At 35.6% G+C, this 17,593-nt stretch carries 19 protein-coding genes; 2 read left to right on the top strand and 17 right to left on the bottom strand.

All coding sequences use genetic code 11. The features are described 5' to 3' along the window. Positions 1-13 precede the first annotated feature (13 nt). Complete coding sequence (locus ACSBPO_RS11630) at positions 14-655, bottom strand: HAD family hydrolase (RefSeq protein WP_442600353.1); 642 nt, start codon at positions 653-655, stop codon at positions 14-16. A 93-nt stretch (positions 656-748) separates the two neighbouring features. Then, positions 749-1,159: a hypothetical protein gene (locus tag ACSBPO_RS11625; protein WP_442600209.1), complete on the bottom strand. Its 411-nt coding sequence runs from the start codon at positions 1,157-1,159 to the stop codon at positions 749-751. A 134-nt stretch (positions 1,160-1,293) separates the two neighbouring features. On the opposite strand from ACSBPO_RS11625, the gene ACSBPO_RS11620 reads away from it, so the two are divergent. Then, a complete protein-coding gene (locus tag ACSBPO_RS11620; protein ID WP_442600208.1) occupies positions 1,294-2,355 on the top strand; it encodes an aromatic acid exporter family protein in 1,062 nt (353 codons plus the stop codon). An 18-nt stretch (positions 2,356-2,373) separates the two neighbouring features. Here the strand turns inward: ACSBPO_RS11620 and ACSBPO_RS11615 are convergent, their stop codons facing one another. From ACSBPO_RS11615 to ACSBPO_RS11560, 12 genes are all read right to left on the bottom strand, one after another. Then, positions 2,374-3,240 (bottom strand): serine hydrolase domain-containing protein, encoded by an 867-nt coding sequence (locus ACSBPO_RS11615; RefSeq protein WP_442600207.1) that lies wholly within the window; start codon positions 3,238-3,240, stop codon positions 2,374-2,376. A gap of 74 nt (positions 3,241-3,314) precedes the next feature. Next, positions 3,315-3,896 carry a hypothetical protein gene (locus ACSBPO_RS11610; RefSeq protein WP_442600206.1) on the bottom strand — a complete coding sequence of 194 codons (582 nt, stop codon included), beginning with the start codon at positions 3,894-3,896 and terminating at the stop codon, positions 3,315-3,317. 127 nt (positions 3,897-4,023) lie between these two features. Continuing rightward, positions 4,024-4,416, bottom strand: coding sequence for a globin domain-containing protein (locus ACSBPO_RS11605; RefSeq protein WP_442600205.1), 393 nt, complete (start codon positions 4,414-4,416; stop codon positions 4,024-4,026). 92 nt (positions 4,417-4,508) lie between these two features. Continuing rightward, positions 4,509-5,105, bottom strand: coding sequence for a class I SAM-dependent methyltransferase (locus ACSBPO_RS11600; RefSeq protein ID WP_442600204.1), 597 nt, complete (start codon positions 5,103-5,105; stop codon positions 4,509-4,511). 72 nt (positions 5,106-5,177) lie between these two features. Continuing rightward, positions 5,178-5,558, bottom strand: coding sequence for a hypothetical protein (locus ACSBPO_RS11595; protein ID WP_442600203.1), 381 nt, complete (start codon positions 5,556-5,558; stop codon positions 5,178-5,180). Between the two features lie 300 nt (positions 5,559-5,858). Then, positions 5,859-7,088: an MFS transporter gene (locus tag ACSBPO_RS11590; RefSeq protein WP_442600202.1), complete on the bottom strand. Its 1,230-nt coding sequence runs from the start codon at positions 7,086-7,088 to the stop codon at positions 5,859-5,861. A 177-nt stretch (positions 7,089-7,265) separates the two neighbouring features. Further along, complete coding sequence (locus tag ACSBPO_RS11585; protein ID WP_442600201.1) at positions 7,266-8,336, bottom strand: M42 family metallopeptidase; 1,071 nt, start codon at positions 8,334-8,336, stop codon at positions 7,266-7,268. A gap of 330 nt (positions 8,337-8,666) precedes the next feature. Further along, positions 8,667-9,239 carry a hypothetical protein gene (locus tag ACSBPO_RS11580; protein ID WP_442600200.1) on the bottom strand — a complete coding sequence of 191 codons (573 nt, stop codon included), beginning with the start codon at positions 9,237-9,239 and terminating at the stop codon, positions 8,667-8,669. 246 nt (positions 9,240-9,485) lie between these two features. Beyond that, the gene (locus tag ACSBPO_RS11575; protein ID WP_442600199.1) at positions 9,486-10,709 is read right to left on the bottom strand and encodes an MFS transporter; all 1,224 of its coding nucleotides are present in this window, start codon (positions 10,707-10,709) and stop codon (positions 9,486-9,488) included. 40 nt (positions 10,710-10,749) lie between these two features. Beyond that, complete coding sequence (locus ACSBPO_RS11570) at positions 10,750-11,289, bottom strand: DJ-1/PfpI family protein (RefSeq protein ID WP_442600198.1); 540 nt, start codon at positions 11,287-11,289, stop codon at positions 10,750-10,752. 139 nt (positions 11,290-11,428) lie between these two features. After that, entirely contained in the window at positions 11,429-11,572 is a 144-nt protein-coding gene (locus tag ACSBPO_RS11565) for a hypothetical protein (protein WP_442600197.1), read from the bottom strand. 101 nt (positions 11,573-11,673) lie between these two features. After that, positions 11,674-12,375, bottom strand: coding sequence for a class I SAM-dependent methyltransferase (locus ACSBPO_RS11560; RefSeq protein ID WP_442600196.1), 702 nt, complete (start codon positions 12,373-12,375; stop codon positions 11,674-11,676). 856 nt (positions 12,376-13,231) lie between these two features. Here ACSBPO_RS11560 and ACSBPO_RS11555 point away from each other — a divergent pair. Next, positions 13,232-14,125 (top strand): AraC family transcriptional regulator, encoded by an 894-nt coding sequence (locus ACSBPO_RS11555; RefSeq protein WP_442600195.1) that lies wholly within the window; start codon positions 13,232-13,234, stop codon positions 14,123-14,125. Positions 14,126-14,443: 318 nt separating this feature from the next. Here the strand turns inward: ACSBPO_RS11555 and ACSBPO_RS11550 are convergent, their stop codons facing one another. From ACSBPO_RS11550 to ACSBPO_RS11540, 3 genes are all read right to left on the bottom strand, one after another. Further along, positions 14,444-15,382 carry a nucleoside hydrolase gene (locus ACSBPO_RS11550; protein ID WP_442600194.1) on the bottom strand — a complete coding sequence of 313 codons (939 nt, stop codon included), beginning with the start codon at positions 15,380-15,382 and terminating at the stop codon, positions 14,444-14,446. Positions 15,383-15,486: 104 nt separating this feature from the next. Then, positions 15,487-16,410 carry a cysteine synthase A gene (gene cysK / locus ACSBPO_RS11545; protein WP_442600193.1) on the bottom strand — a complete coding sequence of 308 codons (924 nt, stop codon included), beginning with the start codon at positions 16,408-16,410 and terminating at the stop codon, positions 15,487-15,489. Positions 16,411-16,577: 167 nt separating this feature from the next. Further along, positions 16,578-17,588 (bottom strand): aliphatic sulfonate ABC transporter substrate-binding protein, encoded by a 1,011-nt coding sequence (locus tag ACSBPO_RS11540; RefSeq protein WP_442600192.1) that lies wholly within the window; start codon positions 17,586-17,588, stop codon positions 16,578-16,580. Between the last annotated feature and the right edge of the window lie 5 nt (positions 17,589-17,593).

The following is a 17,593-nucleotide window of genomic DNA, read 5'->3' as shown; positions in this document are numbered from 1 at the left end:
TTCACCCTACCGATTAATCTTGACTTTCTAAAACGAAGTGAAATTCTTTAATACTGTTTAAGGTTAAATTGGGTTGCACGGTAAACTGGACAGTCTGGAAATTCGGTAACCATTGAACTCCAATGGTATAGATATTTGCTTGCTTTCCGGCGCTAATATCTGCATCACTATCACCAATAAAAATAGCTTCGTGATTTTGAACACCTAACATAGCTAATGCTTTATTAAGTCCCTCGGGATGAGGCTTTGGGATAGTAACATCATCACCAGTAATAATAACGTCAAACATTTCCTGCATCTGTAGTTCTTCTAAGGATATGTCTAGACTTCTGCTGCCTTTTCCTGTTACGACTCCTAATTTGTAGCCTTGACTTTTTAAATGGTTTAACAAGTCGTTTATTTCTTGATTATCCTGAACAATTTGAGGATGATGCTCCCGATATTTTTCATAATATCGTTCAATGGCCAGATCATGATTTTGATTTTTTAGATTTTCTTTAATGATCCCCGTTTCTGATGGTCCAAACATAGCGACAATTTCTTTTTCATTAATTTCAAGATTATCAAATTCTTTAAATACTGCTTGAAAGGCGTAAAAGCATACGGGTAATGTATCTGCAAGTGTACCATCAAAATCAAAAATAACAGCTTTTATTTTTAACACATCCTTTATTAGTTGTTCCGGTGGTAGTCTAGTATTCTAGAGAGGGTTTAGGAGCCTTTTATGATGTCACAAAAGGAACCATAATCACTTTGAATGAATGCTGCTCCGAAAGGTATTCGCCTCTCTTACTTCTAAGAATTCTTCTTCACTGATTTCTTGTTTTTCATCCAGTAAGATGGATTGAAAATTCTTATACAATAGTTGAATTTCAGCGTATTCATTTATCATTTTCATAGCTTTATTGTATTCTTCTTCATTTTTATATCTTGAAATTTCTACCCATTTTGTTTCTTCAGCTTTGCTTTTTAAGATGAAGGATTGAAACTCTATGTACTTACTATAGATTTCAGATGCTTGATCTTGGATTTTTATGTATTCATCGATTTTATCGGATTTAATATGAAACTGATAAACTTTTACAAACAGAGTTCTCCCCACCTTTTTAGGTCCATTAGTAAAAAATTCATTGTTTAAGAATTCGATTCGATAAAACATTTTTCCTCCAATTTCCAAAAGTAATGGTTAGGAACTTGAATCAATGGTCTTTATCTCTTTAATGCAAAACATTGAAAAGTCCCCATTGCGAATAAATTACGATATAATATACATAAAAAGCTAAAGGATTTGTTATGAAGATACAAATGAAGTTTCCATTCGTCGGAGGAAGAATTGTTAAAACGGGCATAGCTGTTATCATAACAGCTTTTATATGTCATATCCTGAATTGGCCAGCTATGTTTGCAGTCATAACGGCCATTGTAACGATAGAACCAACAACGGGAAATTCCGTTAGAAAAGCGTTTGTTCGTTTTCCAGCTTCAGCAATAGGAGCTGCCTTTTCTGTTTTATTCACTTTTTTATTTGGAGATAGTCCATACTCCTATGCTTTTGTTTCGCTATTTACGATTATTGCCTGTCATAAACTTAAATTACATGATGGAACATTAGTGGCAACATTAACTGGAGTAGCGATGATTTCAACTGTACATGAACATTACTTATCATCTTTCTTTATTAGGCTGGGAACTACTAGTACGGGGCTCATTGTGTCCTCATTTGTTAATTATTTAGTGATGCCTCCAAGATATTCAGAGATTATTTCTACGAAAATACATAGCCATTTCGAAGTTGCAGGAGATATTTTATATAAAAGAGGTTTAGAATTATCTCATATACAAGGTTGTCATAAAGAGATTCGACAGCAGTATCAAAACCTAATCAGTGAGATGGACAAAACAGAAACACTTTGCGGTTATCAAAAAGATGAATGGAAATACCACCGTTTTAACCGTAAAGATGTAAGAGAATTTCATTACGAATATAAAAAGCTAGATATTTTACGACAGATTACCTATCACCTTGGCAATCTTATCTACCTCCCTTCTCAATATGTTGAGATGGATCAAGGTAAAAATGAACAAATAATGTCTACTATTCAATCTATTAAAAACATTTTTAATGATGAAAAATTTTCGATATCAGATGAGCATCTTGAAAATATGACAAAAATAACAGAGCGGTTTACACATAGTAGGCAAAACCATTCCAGCATTAACCAAAAGCAGCATCATTTCTTATTACCTGAAACGGCCATTTTATATGAATTACTTTCGATTCATGATTTAACCGTGGAACTAAGTCAGTTACACAATCTGGAATTTCAGCATCATCAGCTTTTAGAAGGCAGATAAACAAGGGCTTCCCCTTGTTTATTTTTTTATTTCATTTTGAATCATAGCTGTAATCTGTTCCGTTCTTTCATGAGAATGTTCTTTTGGATTAGCTGTAATAATTATGGCTAACTCTATTGAAGGACATAGTAAGAGTTGCTGCCCTCCTGTACCAAGTCCGCGAATAATCGTGTGGTTCCCTAAATCTTTGATCCACCATCCTAAACCATAATCACCATATGCCATCGATGTTTGAACTCTATAAGCGAATGATTTATTTAACCAATTTTCTGAAATAATTCTTTTGTTATTGTATAGACCCCCATTTAAAAAGAGCTGCCCAATCTTTAATAAATCTTCTGCTTGTAATTGTAGTGATGTGCTCCCTAATGATATTCCAGATGGGTCGTTAGGCCAGACTGCATTTTTTATTCCAAGTGGATGAAACAGATTTTCATTGGCAAAATGCAAAGCTGATTGTTTTGTAATTTTCGTAATTAATCCGGAAAGAAGATGATAATCTACACCTTGGTAACAAAAATCTGGATTATGATTAACGGGTAACTCTAAAATATCCTGAATCCAATTACTGCTTTTCTTAGCAAGTTCATTCATTTCCCCATCTGGCAGATGAATACCGGATTTCATGTTTAAAAGGTGTTTGATTGTAATAGATGTAGGCGCATCGATGAAATAATAATGTAAAGATGTATCCATGCTTTCGATTTGTTTTTTTGAAAATAAGATTCCTATTAACACGGATATAATTGTTTTCGTTAAGGAACGAATATCGGCTGGTTTTCCATCTTCTTTTATATAACGGTAGATAGTTTCCTTCTGATTAGCGACAATTAAACTATTTATCCCCGGGAATTGATCGATAATAGTATCAAAATTCTTCTCCAATGTTGATCCTCCCTTTTATCAAGTATCTAAACTATTCATTGAAAAATAAAAAAATCCTCCTATATGGGAGGATTTTAATTATTTTTTATAGGTAGTTTATTTGTTTTACTAAATTTTCGTATTAAAAGGGTGAACCAATAAGCTGTATAGGCAATCAAGACATCAATAGCGAAAAGATGTAATTGATTAAATCCTTTATTTAAAATGAGTAAGCCCGACATTTTTTCAATGGAGGCAAAAATGAAAGCAAAAATGGCACTTAATAATACGGTATAGAGATAAAAATTTTTATGATGATTGGTGCAGTATTGATATATTAGCAAAAATCCCACCGGTAATAGGGACCCAGTAACATCTATAGTTTTAGGTAGTAGTGGTGTAAGATAAAAAGTATGGAAAAAATAATTATGATTTTCGAGGGCGATATCAATATAGGTCCACATTATATGGACGGTATAGCCGAAAAAGAAAATTTCAAAAATCTTTTTTCTATCTATTTTTTTGTATAGGATAATGAGTGGTACAAATAAAAGCAAAACAGCTACCCAAAATGGCCATGTATCAAAATCAGAATAATGGTTCCAGTAAGAGTCGAAAAGATCATTCAACTCTTTATTTTTCGCAAATATCTCTTGTAAAAACTTATCCTTCCCCATAAGTAACCTCCAAAAAGAAACGAATCTATTAGTTATGTTTTCCATTGAAAGAAAAAAATACACATCAATCGACATTTTTCTACAATTAGAGGAATAAAAAAATCCCCCATTATTGGAGGATGAAGGTTTATTCACGATCTGGACTATTTACCATAATACCGGCAACTTGTGTTAATCGATCATAAAAGGCTGGGCCAGCAGGATTATCAAATAATCCTATTTCTTCAAAAGCTTCTTTCATACAACGAAGCCAAGCACGTGCTCTTTTCGGAGTCACTTCAAATGGAAGATGACGATCCCGCATGGCAGGTGGGCCAAATTCCATGCTATATAATGCAGGGCCACCTAAAAATTGAGGCAAAAACATACGTTGCTTTCTCTTAATTTCATCCATATCCCCTTCAAATAAAGGTGCTAAATCATTATCCGCATAGACACGTGGATAAAATGCTTCAACTAATTGATCAATGGTTTCTTGTCCGCCTATTTCACTATATAGAGATTTAAATGGATATTCCAAGTTTTACACCTACTTTTGTTTTTTCTTGATTATATAGCGATAACAAATGATTTTTTGTGATATACATCACACCTAGTAAAAAAGTATTGTTTTCAATGAATTGAATTTTTCGCTTCAATCGATAAAAACATCCCATTAAAATATTTTTCTATATTTAAAATTTCTATTTGATGATCCCTCAACAATTTGACTGTGTCTTTATTTAAACAACAGCCTCCAGCTACTTTTTTCCAAGCGGGTGTAAAAAGATTTTGCATAGAAGCTAGAAGGTGATTCTCCATGATGACGTGTTCAAATAGCAGTATGTTGCCGCCAGGCTTACAAACCCTTTGTATTTCCTTGATGGCCTTTTCACCGTCTGGAATGGTACAAAATACTAATGTCGCCACAATACTATCAAAGTGATGATCTTGAAATGGCAGGTGTTCAGCACCAGTTTGAATGACTTCGATAGGGATTGTTGCCAGTTTCATTTTAGCGGATGATTGTTTAATCATGTATGGATTGGGTTCAATTGCTATTACAGAATCAGCTTGTTTATATAAAGGAAAATTAATTCCTGTGCCAGCCCCAATTTCTAACACTTTCCCTTTGGCTTTAGAAAGCAATTTTTTGCGTATTTCTAGAAATTTATTTTTCTCTAACGGATTCATAATCAAATCATACCAATTTGCAAATGTACGCTCCATTTTTCCCACTCCATATGATTGTTGGTTTTTTATAATAAATTCACCAATCTTAAGTGAAGCTCCTTTTGTCTATTAGCCTTCAATTAAAGCAAGATAGACGATTTCTTGCCCATTGTTTTCGACAATGAGAAATCCAACACCTTTGCTACTGGTTTGATAAATTTTTGTTCCTACTGGTAATTGACTAGAGACACCGTCAGTAAATAGACGGCCATTATGGGTCCTGTTAATAATTTTTCCAAGGAGCTCCCCTTTTTTGAACTCCTTTTCTTGAACCCAATCTAATTGAGACGCGTTTGAATAGATTAAACCTTCATACTGAAAAATATCTGCTTTCGGGTTTTCTTTTAAAACTTCAATGGCTGTAGGATTGTGAGTGCTATAGGAATGTTCGATTAGAGGGGAACAACCTGAAAGGAAAATGGTTAATACGGTTATGCTGAGGATTCTCATGGGGATACCTCCCTTTTAATTTTGTGGCTAAAAGTTGATAAATTTTAATAGCGGTTGATAAATGGTTCATTGCGGTTGATAAAATCCTGTTTTCGGTTGATAAAGTTTAAAAATCGGTTGATAAATGGATTATTGAAAGACTTTCAGGTGTCTGCAAGAAAATCATACCTTTTTAGCGAATCGTTTGTCTAATAAAAATTAAGGAGTTTCATGAAGGCATGCATTTTGCAAGCAATACTTGATTTGGAAAAATTTTTATAATAAAAAGAAGGACAAAGACCGGTAGTGGTCTTTGTCCTTTTAGCTTTCAGATAGAGAACGAATTCTTCGAAGTGACGGAAATAAATACATCCATAAACCTGCGACAACAATCGTTCCAAGGCCGCCGATGAAGGCTGCTGGTACTGCACCAACAAATCCCGCTAATGTCCCTGACTCGAACTCACCTAATTGGTTGGAAGTTCCAATAAAAAGAGAGTTAACTGCATTCACTCTGCCGCGCATCTCGTCTGGCGTTTGCAACTGCACAAGTGAAGACCGAATAACCACACTAATGACATCGGAAGCGCCAATCATTAGTAAAGCGACGAGCGATAAAATAAGATTGGTGGATACCGCGAACAGCATGGTTGATAACCCGAAAATGGCGAGTGCACCAAACAATGTGGGTCCAAAAGCTCTTTTTAGTGGATAATAGGCTAAAATGAGCGACATCAATAAGGCGCCGACAGCTGGTGCCGTACGCATTAATCCTAAGCCCCATGGGCCTGTATGTAAGATGTCTTGTGCAAATATCGGTAAAAGCGCTGTGGCTCCCCCAAGTAAAACGGCAAAAAGATCAAGTGAAATGGTACCTAAAATAACAGGTTTACGAAATACAAATTCTAAGCCGGAAAAAATCGAACGTAATGTGACTGGCTCTGCTTGTCGGATTGATTGTTCTACACGAATGAAAAAAGTTAAAATGGCTGCGACTAATAAAGCAATCGTTGAAGTACTGTATACAAAGGCAGGTCCAATTGAAAATAAGACTCCACCTAGGGACGGGCCCAATATTTGTGATGTTTGCCCGGCTGTCGTACTGATGGAGATGGCTTGCTGCAAAATCTTTTTTGGCACCAACATCGGTAAAAGTGCTGAGGATGTTGGTCCTTCGAAAGCTCGACAGGCACCGAGAATGGCAGCCGCTAATAATATTTGTTCACGACCTAGCCAACCGGCAAAATTTCCGTAAAGTAAAAGACCCGCAATCACACTTTCAATAATCTGACAGATAAACACAATTTTCCGACGGTCAAACCTGTCTGCCACTTGACCGACTACTAATGTAAGTAAAACCATTGGCACAAATTGAGCGAGTCCAACTAAGCCTAAGCTGAATGCATCATGAGTCAAATCATACATTTGCCATCCAATCGCGACGGATAGCATTTGAAAGGATGTCGACGATAAAATTCGCGAGAACCAAAAGTTCCTAAATGATGGTTGACTGAGAAGCGTTGTTCTGGATTGAAGCAAAATATAATTCACACCCTTTTTTTAAAAACGATTAAAAGAATTTCGGAACCCGAGGTATATTATACAATTTTTATTACGTAGTAGATAATTGTTTTTTTCGAATGGAGGGAATTTTTTATAAAGGAAATGGCTAATACAAGAGGGAAGATTTAAATGGCGCACCATCCTCCTGGTACGCCATTTTTTATACTATATAAAACTCATATCTCCCCAGCTAGTACTCTTTCTAATTAGAGTTTCTAGTAAAAGGAAGCCGTGTTCAAAATCATTTAAGTTTGCAACTTCCACTGGGGAATGGGAGTATCTGCGCGGGAATGTTAGCGCTCCTCCGAGAATGCCTTCTTTCACTAAATGTACCGCAGATAGATCGCTTGTTCCCATTGGAATGACAGATAGCTGATATGGAATATCTAATTGTTTAGCGAACCGAGTAAATAATTCCCTCATTTGCGGAGCCATAATGTTTCCCATAGCCCCTCCTCCTGACATTAAAGGCAGAACTGGGCCTTTGCCGATTGCGATTGGATAATGGTTCCCATCAGGTGTGTCAGCACATGCAATCGTATCTAAAACGATTGCGTAGTCAGGATTAACTTTGTAGGCGGCAGTAGTTGCCCCTCTTAACCCTACCTCCTCTTGTACGGCTACTAATCCAACTAGTGTTCCACTAAACTCTTTGTCTTGCAGTTTTTTGAACAATTCTACTAATAATACACAGCAGCTTCTATTATCAATAGCCTTCCCACAGATTAAATCTTGGTTACTAAATCGATCGAGATCACTTATGTAAGTAACAGAGTCTCCAATTTGTATTCCCATTGAAAGAACTTCTTCCCTTGAACTTGCCCCGATATCAACATAGAGATTCTCAATTCTTGGAATCTTTGTTTTTTCTTCAGGGGTTTGTAAATGGCCTGCCTTTACCCCTACCACACCAAAATGGCCGTTTACATTCACTTTTCGGCCAACTAATAGGGATTCAATCATTCCACCTGTTCGTTCCATTCGTAAAAAGCCTTTCTCATCGATGGCGCTCACCATACAGCCAATTTCATCTGAGTGGGCAGATACCATAATCGTAGGACCAGGCTTGTTTCCTTCAAGGACCGCATAAATATTCCCCATATGGTCCACTTCAACCTTGTCAGCGTATGGCTTCATCATTTCAAACAAACTTCTAACCACCAGTTGTTCTCGACCAGGACTACCGGGAATAGCTGCTAACTCTTTTAAACTTTGAAAAAAGGATTCTTTAAACATAATATCCCCCATTTATTTTGCTATTTTCTTAACTATATCACTTTTCTGAATATTTAGTAAGACGAAGTATCGTGGGTGTGTCCATTTTGTTAAAAGTTGATAATTTTGCATAACGGTTGATAAATGTTTGAAGTCGGTTGATAAATCTCTATATCGGTTGATAAGAATTCAAAAATGGTTGATAAATGAGATTTTGAGGTCCTAGTACTAATATTTTGCCATGTATTGTATGCTGATAACGTATTCCAAAATGGCATAGAAAAAGGAGGTGCTTTACACAACTCCCATCATTCGAGTAATTTTTATAATAAAATTAACAAGCATATTTCCTTATTCATCATAAGACAAATCTCGCAATATTAACCGACTCAAATACTTCATACAAAGTAAGCTGACTTGTATCCATATCCAACTAAAAACCATTGAGAATGTAAGAATTCCCAGTAAAAGATTCACACTTATCTCTGTCCATTCTGGTCCTAGGACAGGAAATTGAAACAAAGTTAGGAGCAGAACGATTCCGATGGATAAGCTGAGACCTCCAATACTTGTTACCGTTATGGTGCGTTTAAAGTGCTTGAGTCCAAGACCAATTCCAACTCCGAGGATCCCTGTTGTAAATAGAAACACTAAAACTTCTGTTGGTTGAATGATGAGTAACAGTATTCCAGTTAATAGATAAGTGAGTAAGCCGATTCGAACGGAAAGGATGGTTGCTAGAATAATTGGACCAGTAGCTAGTGTACTAAAAATGTACCCAATACCTGTAAAAAGTCCTGCAGATTGTAAAAGTCCAGCCATTGCTCCCAATATGCTCCCCAAAACTATTTTATTTGTTTTTGAATAGTTTTTGGTTACGATGTTGTGCTTTCCGCTAAATAAATGCACAAATTTTTTATTCATACACACCCTCCTCAATATAAGGTAGTGCGTTCCGTTACTGGATATTCCACCTAAACCTCTTCTTTATACAAAATAGAGATAGGGCCATATCAAGCATATACTTCTGAAGTTGTTCAAAAAAAGGCGATAATTCTTCTCAGCAATATCGCCTTAATACCAGTTTTTCCTTATCTTTTTAATGAAAATACTTAATCAATCTTCTAGATGTTATATTTTTCTTCCATAAGATTTATCTATCTTCTTGGCCTATCCATTGACTACCGTGATGTTCTCACTAAAATAATTTGCTTTAGATGGCAGCAATATAGTTGTTAAGAGAACTAATGCAAGTAATACCCCAACTGCCGAAAATGTAATACATACGAATTGTAAAGAGAACCAATCAGAGAAAAAACCTAAAGTGAGAGTAAACCCAATTTGGATCAATCCTTGTAACATATCAGCTATGCTTCCGAACCTCCCCATAATCGTCACTGGTACATTGTTTTGGAAAAAGGTTGCGTAACCTGTATTAGCAAATGCCATAAAAAAACCTAAAAAGGCAAATGCAACCGTTGCTGTTACAAAGTTATGGGACGAATAAAAGAAAACATAACCAATTGAAGTTAAAAGCATCCCAGCTCCTAGATAAAATTTTAACGGAACCTTCTTTGTTACCAGTGCCGAAATAAAGGCGCCAACTAAAGCACCAGCCCCGGTTATGCTAACAATAAGTCCGTAATCTCGATCTGATAAATGAAGGGTTTGTTTGATAAAGGTTACCTCTTGTGAATCTAAAGCAAACCCGATTAACATTGCAGCTTGAAATAATAAATAAACGATAATGAAAAATTTAGCTTTCGTGGCGAACTCTTTAACTGCTTTCCAATCTTCTAAAAGAGTTTGCATACGTATGGGGTCTCGTACATTTTCAATATTTTCATCTACGTTAGGAAGAAGATAAATGAAGAAGGCACAAATAATAAAACTAATAGCATTAATGATGATACATAGCTCAGTACCTACATACATAATTAAGATTCCAGCGATTGCTGGACCTAACAGAAAGGCACCTGAATTTGTCATACTCATAATAGAATTAAATTTTTTTCGATTTTCTGATGGAACCAATTTTGTTATATATACAGATGAACTTGGTCCAAAAAAGGCGCCTACCATATTGATTAAAAGCAGAATCATATAAATAATCCATATGTTGGCGATAAAAGGAATGAACAGCACCAATAACCCTCGTATCATATCAATCCATATCATCAATTTTCTTTTGTTTACTCGATCAATCACACTACCAGACCAAGTATTAGTGATCAAAATGGCGATAGGTCTAATGATAAAAAGACCCGCGACTGCTGCAGCAGATCCAGTCAAATCCAGAACGGAAATATTAAGGGCAACCAAATAAATCCAGTTTCCTAAATAGGATATTCCAATTCCTGAAATTAAAAGTATAGGATTCTTCCAAGCTTGCATTTACTCACCCTGTTCCTTAAAGAAATATTAAATATACCTTTTATTCAATAAACCATTTTTTATCAAATTCAAGGTTTAATGCATTGCCTAGATAAATGCCAAATCTAATAAAACCTCTTCCTCTTGCCGTTATGATATTTCCATCTTGTACGACAATGTCATCTGAGTAATTTTCTTTTTCAAAGATACCTAACTTCTCCATATCTTCCACCGTTAAACCAACCGTGTACTTTTTACCTCGTAACAGTCCTGCCTTTGCTAGAAGGAATGGAGAACTCGATATACTTGCGATGATTGTATCTTCTGAAGTTGCTTTTTTTATAAACTCTATTAATCCCTGTTCATCTATAAGTGTCATAATATCCATACAGCCTGGTAACAATAGACTATCAATCTCATCATCGTTTATTTCATGAATAGTAGTATCAGCTACACAAGTTAAACCAGACTCACCTTTTATAGGTTGTTTGCTTAGTCCAACAGTAACAATTGGCTTATTCCCCTGCATTAATATGGATAAAGCTACACTTAACTCATATTCGCTAAATTGTGGATATAATAAAACAGCAGTTTTTTTCAATAAACTTCTCTCCTAGTTTAACCTTTGGTTTTCTTATGTTTCATATTGTAACCTCCAAATGGTGGAACAATAATTCCCTGTGCTTAGTGAAAAACTTAAAAAAAGGCGTTAATCCTCTTAGGATCAACGCACTTTAAGGTCAGTTCTTAATATTTGCAATAAACTCCCCAACATTAATACCCAGTTGATAGAATCCAAACCAAATCCAAATGGTTAGAAATACCGAGGTTAGGACTGGATGATCTTCTGATATTCTTTTAAGTTCTTTTGAAAAATGATCCATCTAAAAAGTCCCCTATCCTATATTACGAATTTCCTATAATTTCATACTAAGCAAAATATTTACAATTAAATTATGGCATAAAATATCTTTTTACTCAAGATTTATCCTTTCATTTCCATTAAGCAAGCCCATAGAAAGTCTTCACCAAATATATCATCTGGTTGAATGATCTTTTTCATTCTTCTAAAATTCTTAATAGTAAATTCCTTTTCAAATATTTCTTTTAACCTTTCTTCCGTATAACCTATTCCGCCTTTTAAACTACGTTCTTTATATACTTCCCAATCAGGTGTGTCTAAAGCACCTTCAGTATTAAAGCATACAATTCCAAAATATCCATCTATTTTAAGTGCTTTTTTGATGATGTCTAGATAAGTTAAACGGCGATGTGGTGCTAAGTGATGAAACATTCCACAATCGTAAATAAAATCAAATGAATGCTTCTCAAATTCAAAATCAAAAAGGGAAACGCAGTGAAAATCAATATTTTCTCCTTCTTCATTGGCCCTTTCTTTAGCCCACTCCACTGCATTTTCAGATATATCTAATGCAGTTACACTACACCCCTGCTTAGCCATATAAATGGCATTTCTCCCAGGTCCAGAACCTATTTCTAAAACCTTTTTAGGAGCAATTCCCCTACTAAAATATTCAACTAGATTTTCGTCAGGTCCTTTTACCTTAAAAAAAGGAATATCCTTTGTTCTATCTTCATAAAAATTATCCCAAAATTCTTTAGGTTCTCTTAAAAAATCATCCAACATATCTAGTAAATCTTCATAATTTAAAATGGCTTTCTCCAATCTGATCCCCCTCCCTTAACTCTACTCCTATTTTACCAAAATCTTACTTTGGACTTGTTACAGCAAGGTTAAAATATGATGATATCGATGAAGTTAAGGACTGGAAATCTACTGTTAAAATAGCTTTTATTCTCTTTAATTTTGTTTATATCCTTCGATAATCCCCTTTTAATACATATACATGACAGAGTGGTTAAATCGTTCTGTTAGCTAATAAAACAATTCTGGGAAACTATCTTATTTATATGTTTCATTTTATTTGTCATATTTGTAACAATACTGTAATAATCTTATTCGTCTAAAGTGTTACTCTACTTCCAAAAATTAGGAGGTGTTAAATCTCGTTGTGGTTTGGTGGAGAAAAAATGAAAATTTGGCTAAATGGCTAAGCAGCATTGTCAAATACCTATAACCACTTAAGCTTTGCGAACTTATAGGACACACGTTCCGTTATTTAACTAAAATGCTTGGTTTTTTAGAGGTTATCGGACTGTGGTTCCTCTATTCATGAAAAATCATGATCTTTTCAATGATTATTTGGGAATAACGGATCCTGTGTCCTATAACATATAGAAAGACCTTGATTTTTACGAAATAACGGATTCTCTGTCCGATGACAACTAAAAAATCAACACAACTCTTTTAAAACAGCCAAAAAATAAAAGAATTCTACCATTTACCAAATTGTTTGATTTCTTTCCCTACCAATCTACCTAGCCCTATTCGGTGGTGCTAAAAAATAAATTTAAATCATTATATAACCAATCCCTGATTGACCAGTGTATGCTAAAAATAGCAAAAAATGTTAAGAAAGTAATTCTATTACCTGATAGTATTAGTAATAGGAGGTATGGGAATGGATTATGAAGTTTGTATTGGGCGAACACTTGATTACATTGAAGACAACCTGCAAGAAACAATCTCACTCGAAACACTAGCAGTAATTGCCTGTTTTTCACCTTTCCATTATCATCGTGTATTTCAAGCCCTAGTTGGAGAATCAGTCATGGATTATGTGAGAAAAAGACGGCTTACACGGGCAGCAGAACAACTTTTTTATTCGGATGTAAGAGTGGTGGATATTGCACTGGATGTCGGTTTTCAATACCAAGAGTCATTCAACAGGGCTTTCAAAAAAGTTTATGGCGTTTCGCCTAATCAATATCGATCAGCCAATGCACTATCTGGTCCTTTACGCGGAAAAGCCTACCTCAATAAAACGATCGTTCAAGGAGGACATATTATGGAACCAAAATTAATCACGAAACCAAAATTTCATGTCATTGGGTATGAACTGAAAACAAGAAATATAGATGGTCAAAACAATAAAGACATTCCTGAATTTTGGCAGTTATACCTTCAAAAGAAATTATATGAAAACATTCCGAATCCACTAAACTGCAAAGAGGAGCTTGGTATCTGCACTGATTTCTCCCCTGAAACGGGTGAGTTTGTATATTTAATTGGAATGGAAGTAGCAGAAGATACTCCAGCACCTGAAGGGTTAGTGTACAGAAGCTTTCCAGAGATGCAATATGCTGTGTTTACTACTCCAGAATCAGATAATGAAAAATTCTCTAGTTCTATTCAGTCCTCATGGAATTATGTTTTTACGGAATGGTTCCCTCATTCGGGTTATGAACATGCGGGGGTCCTTGATTTTGAGCTGTATGATGAAAGATGTCATGGGACTGAGATCAAAGTAATGGATATCTATATTCCGATAAAAAAACAAACAGTTAAGGCATAAAAAAAGGATGGTTCCTTGCTAGATTTAGAAGCAAATGAACCATCCTTTTAATCTTATTCAACGACTATATTGTTTGATTATGGTGTCTTTTTTACTTTATTTTATAGGAATGGTTTTATATGGGAAAAGTAGAATGAAAGGATGGTGTGTTGAAATGACTCTACTGGTTCAATCACTTGGTTTTGGGGTGGTATATGGGTTCATCATGTTGATTAGTAATTTTAAAAAGCCGAATAAATTCCGTTTAGCCCTTAAATATTTAATTTTAGGGACTTTAGGATATTTTTTATACAAATGGGCGCTTTATCTATGGTTTAGCTAATAATACCTTTGAAGCATTACGTTAAAAAAGTTTTTTACAAACTTAGGATAGTCAAGCTTTACGGCTATTCTTGTTTTACCTGTCTGACTTCCCGGCCGTAAATCTATATAAGATAACCCTTTGCCTTCTACCGTTCCATCAATCACCTTGGCATCATAGTAAATATACTCCACTATGGATGGATCATCTACTACCATTAACGTTACCAAATCATGGATGGGTGCACCTTGGATACCAGGCACCAATTTTTGGTAGGCATGATAATAAAATTCAAAAATAGGAGCAATTAAAAACTCAAAGGGTGTATTGGCTTCTTGAGTTAAATAATTCACCATATCAGAGGTTAGGATCGCGTATTGAGTTACATTTAGAGGTGTAATGGTTAAATTATGGGCAAATTTTAAAACATAGTTACTCGATGTAGGATCTCCATAAAAATTGGCCTCCGCTAAGGCTGTGACATTTCCTGGAACAAAAAAGGCGCCACCCATGACATAAAAAGCACCAACTTTTTTAATTTCTTCATTAAAAAGAATAAAGGCAGTTGCTAAACTGGTCGATCTACCTGTATCCACAATAATTAAATCCTTCTGATATCGATTGATAATATGTTTGATCGTATCAAAGGGATATTCCTGATACTTCATTTCACTTGGCGGATGAATAGGACCTATCCCCTCTGCTCCATGAATTTCTGGGTAGTATTTGACTGGTTCTTGTTGTACGGGGTTGGAAGCACCAGGAATAATTGGGATTTGTGTTTGATTAATGAGTTGAAGTAAATAATACGTATTTGCAGTTGCTTGTTGTTTGGTCACATTCCCGTAACTCGTTACGATTCCAACTAGCTCAAGGTTTGGGTTTAACAGTGTATAAATGATGGCCAATGAATCATCTATCCCAGGATCACAAAATAATAAGATTTTTTTCTTCATCCAATCCCCCCTTTCATCACTATTACATTATTCCGAGAAGAAAAGAATCATGTTTGAGAATAAAAAAAGCCAGCTTTCTTAAAAAGAAAACTGACTTTATATTTTTAACTCGGAAATAAGTCGGATGATAGGTAACGTTCGCCTGTATCTGGTGCTAAACATAATACTCTAGCTGACGATGGTAGTTCTTTTGCAATCTTGACAGCAAAATGAGCGGTAGCTGCTCCCGATGCACCTACGAAAATCCCTTCTTTGGCAGCAAGATTACGTGCCATTTGTTGAGCATCTTCATCATGGATATGAAGGATTTCATCGTAAATGTCACGATTTAATATTTTCGGAATGAACCCTGGGCCTGTTCCTGGAATTTTATGAGGACCGGGCTGTCCGCCTGATAAAACAGGTGAGCCAAATGGTTCAACTACGTATATTTTTATATTTGGGATTGATTTCTTTAATTCTTCTCCTACCCCAGTGACCGTACCGCCTGTTCCTGCTGTTACAACTAGGGCATCTAATTTCCCTTCAAATGCTTCCATAATTTCGACAGCGGTTGTTTGGCGGTGAGCATCGGCATTGGCGTAATTTTCAAACTGCATCGGAATAAAGCTATTAGGAATATCCTTTGCTAATCGATTAGCTTCTTCGATTGCACCGGTCATACGTTGGCTTGCAGGGGTTAAATGAACTTCTGCCCCATATGCTTTTAGTATTTTTACACGCTCTAATGTTGCGTTATCTGGCATGGTGATAATGCAACGATATCCTTTTACCGCACAAACCATCGCGATTCCGATTCCAGTATTCCCGGATGTCGGTTCAATGACCGTACTTTTTCCTGGAATTAACTTTCCTTCCGCTTCAGCACGATTGATCATGTTAGAAGCCGCACGGTCTTTTACACTTCCTCCGGGATTGAAGGATTCAAGTTTTATATAAACTTCAGCGCCAGATTCATCTGGTAATTTATTAAGTTTGACGATGGGTGTGTTCCCTATTAGATCAAGGACAGAGTTATAAAGCTTCAATTTTTGTCACCTCTAGATTTGTAATATCTTTATTATTGATTCTTTTATAGAAAAATGCAATTTTACTGTTTAAGTTACATCTTAATATCACCATAAAAAGCGGTTCATTATCCAACAAAAAGGAAGAGGATGCTAAGATTTTGCTCCTTAGCACCCCTCCCAATCGATTAGTTAATAAATTGAGTATCAATTAAAGAAGCAAAGTCTGGCTTTTCTTTTAAGAAGTGAAGATCAAAAGAAGAGTCAGCGAACTGTTGAATAACATCTTGATTGACTTCATCTGTAAAGCGGATATGTGTCCAAGCAGTATCTACTACGTCTTTGTCTAGGTCTTGTTTGGTGATTTCTTTAATACTCTTAATCGTAATTTCTTTCGCTTCTTCTGGATTTTGTTTGATGAATGCGATGGCTTCTTCTTGAGCTTTTACAATTTTAGCAATCACATCTTTGTTCTTTTCGATTTTTTTACCGCTAGAAACTAAAATCGTATTTGGTAATGTTTTACCATAAGCGATTTCGTTGCTATCAACAATAATTTTTGCGCCAACGTCTTTTACTAACTGAGAAGCCCATGGCTCTGGAACAGCAGCTAAATCAACTTTGCCTGATTCAAACATGCTTGCGTATTGAGCGGGATTTCCTGTTACATGCTTTAATGAACCGCCAATTCTTGCAGAAGTCACACCGTATTCTTGTAAAAAAGTTTCCATTTGAACATCATGTGTACATCCTACACCAGGAGTGATAAACGTTTTTCCACCGAAATCTTCAATGGAATCGATCCCACTCTTCTTGCTAGCAACAATCGCAGTCCCACCTGATGAAGCACCAGCAATAATTTTGACATCAGCACCGTTTGTAAAGTTGTTCATAACCGGACCTGGTCCAACTAAACCTGCATCAATATCACCCGTTTTTAGTGCTGTCATAAAAGCACCGCCATCTGGGAATGTTTTGTATTCTATATGAACATCTGAACCTAATTCCTTTTCATAATAGCCTTTTTCTTTTGCAACCATCGCTGGAGCATGATCAATATTTGGGAAATAACCAATTACAACCGTTTTTTCAGCTTTATCAGAACCAGCGCTGCCATTTGTGCTATCTGTGCCGCAACCTGCTAATAATCCCATACTTAGTAAAAATGATGCCCCTAAAATTTTTGTTTTCTTATTCATGTGTC

This window comes from Neobacillus sp. D3-1R (assembly GCF_052180215.1).
Classification (GTDB): Bacteria; Bacillota; Bacilli; order Bacillales; family Cytobacillaceae; genus Pseudoneobacillus.
This window is presented reverse-complemented; position numbering and strand designations above follow the sequence as displayed.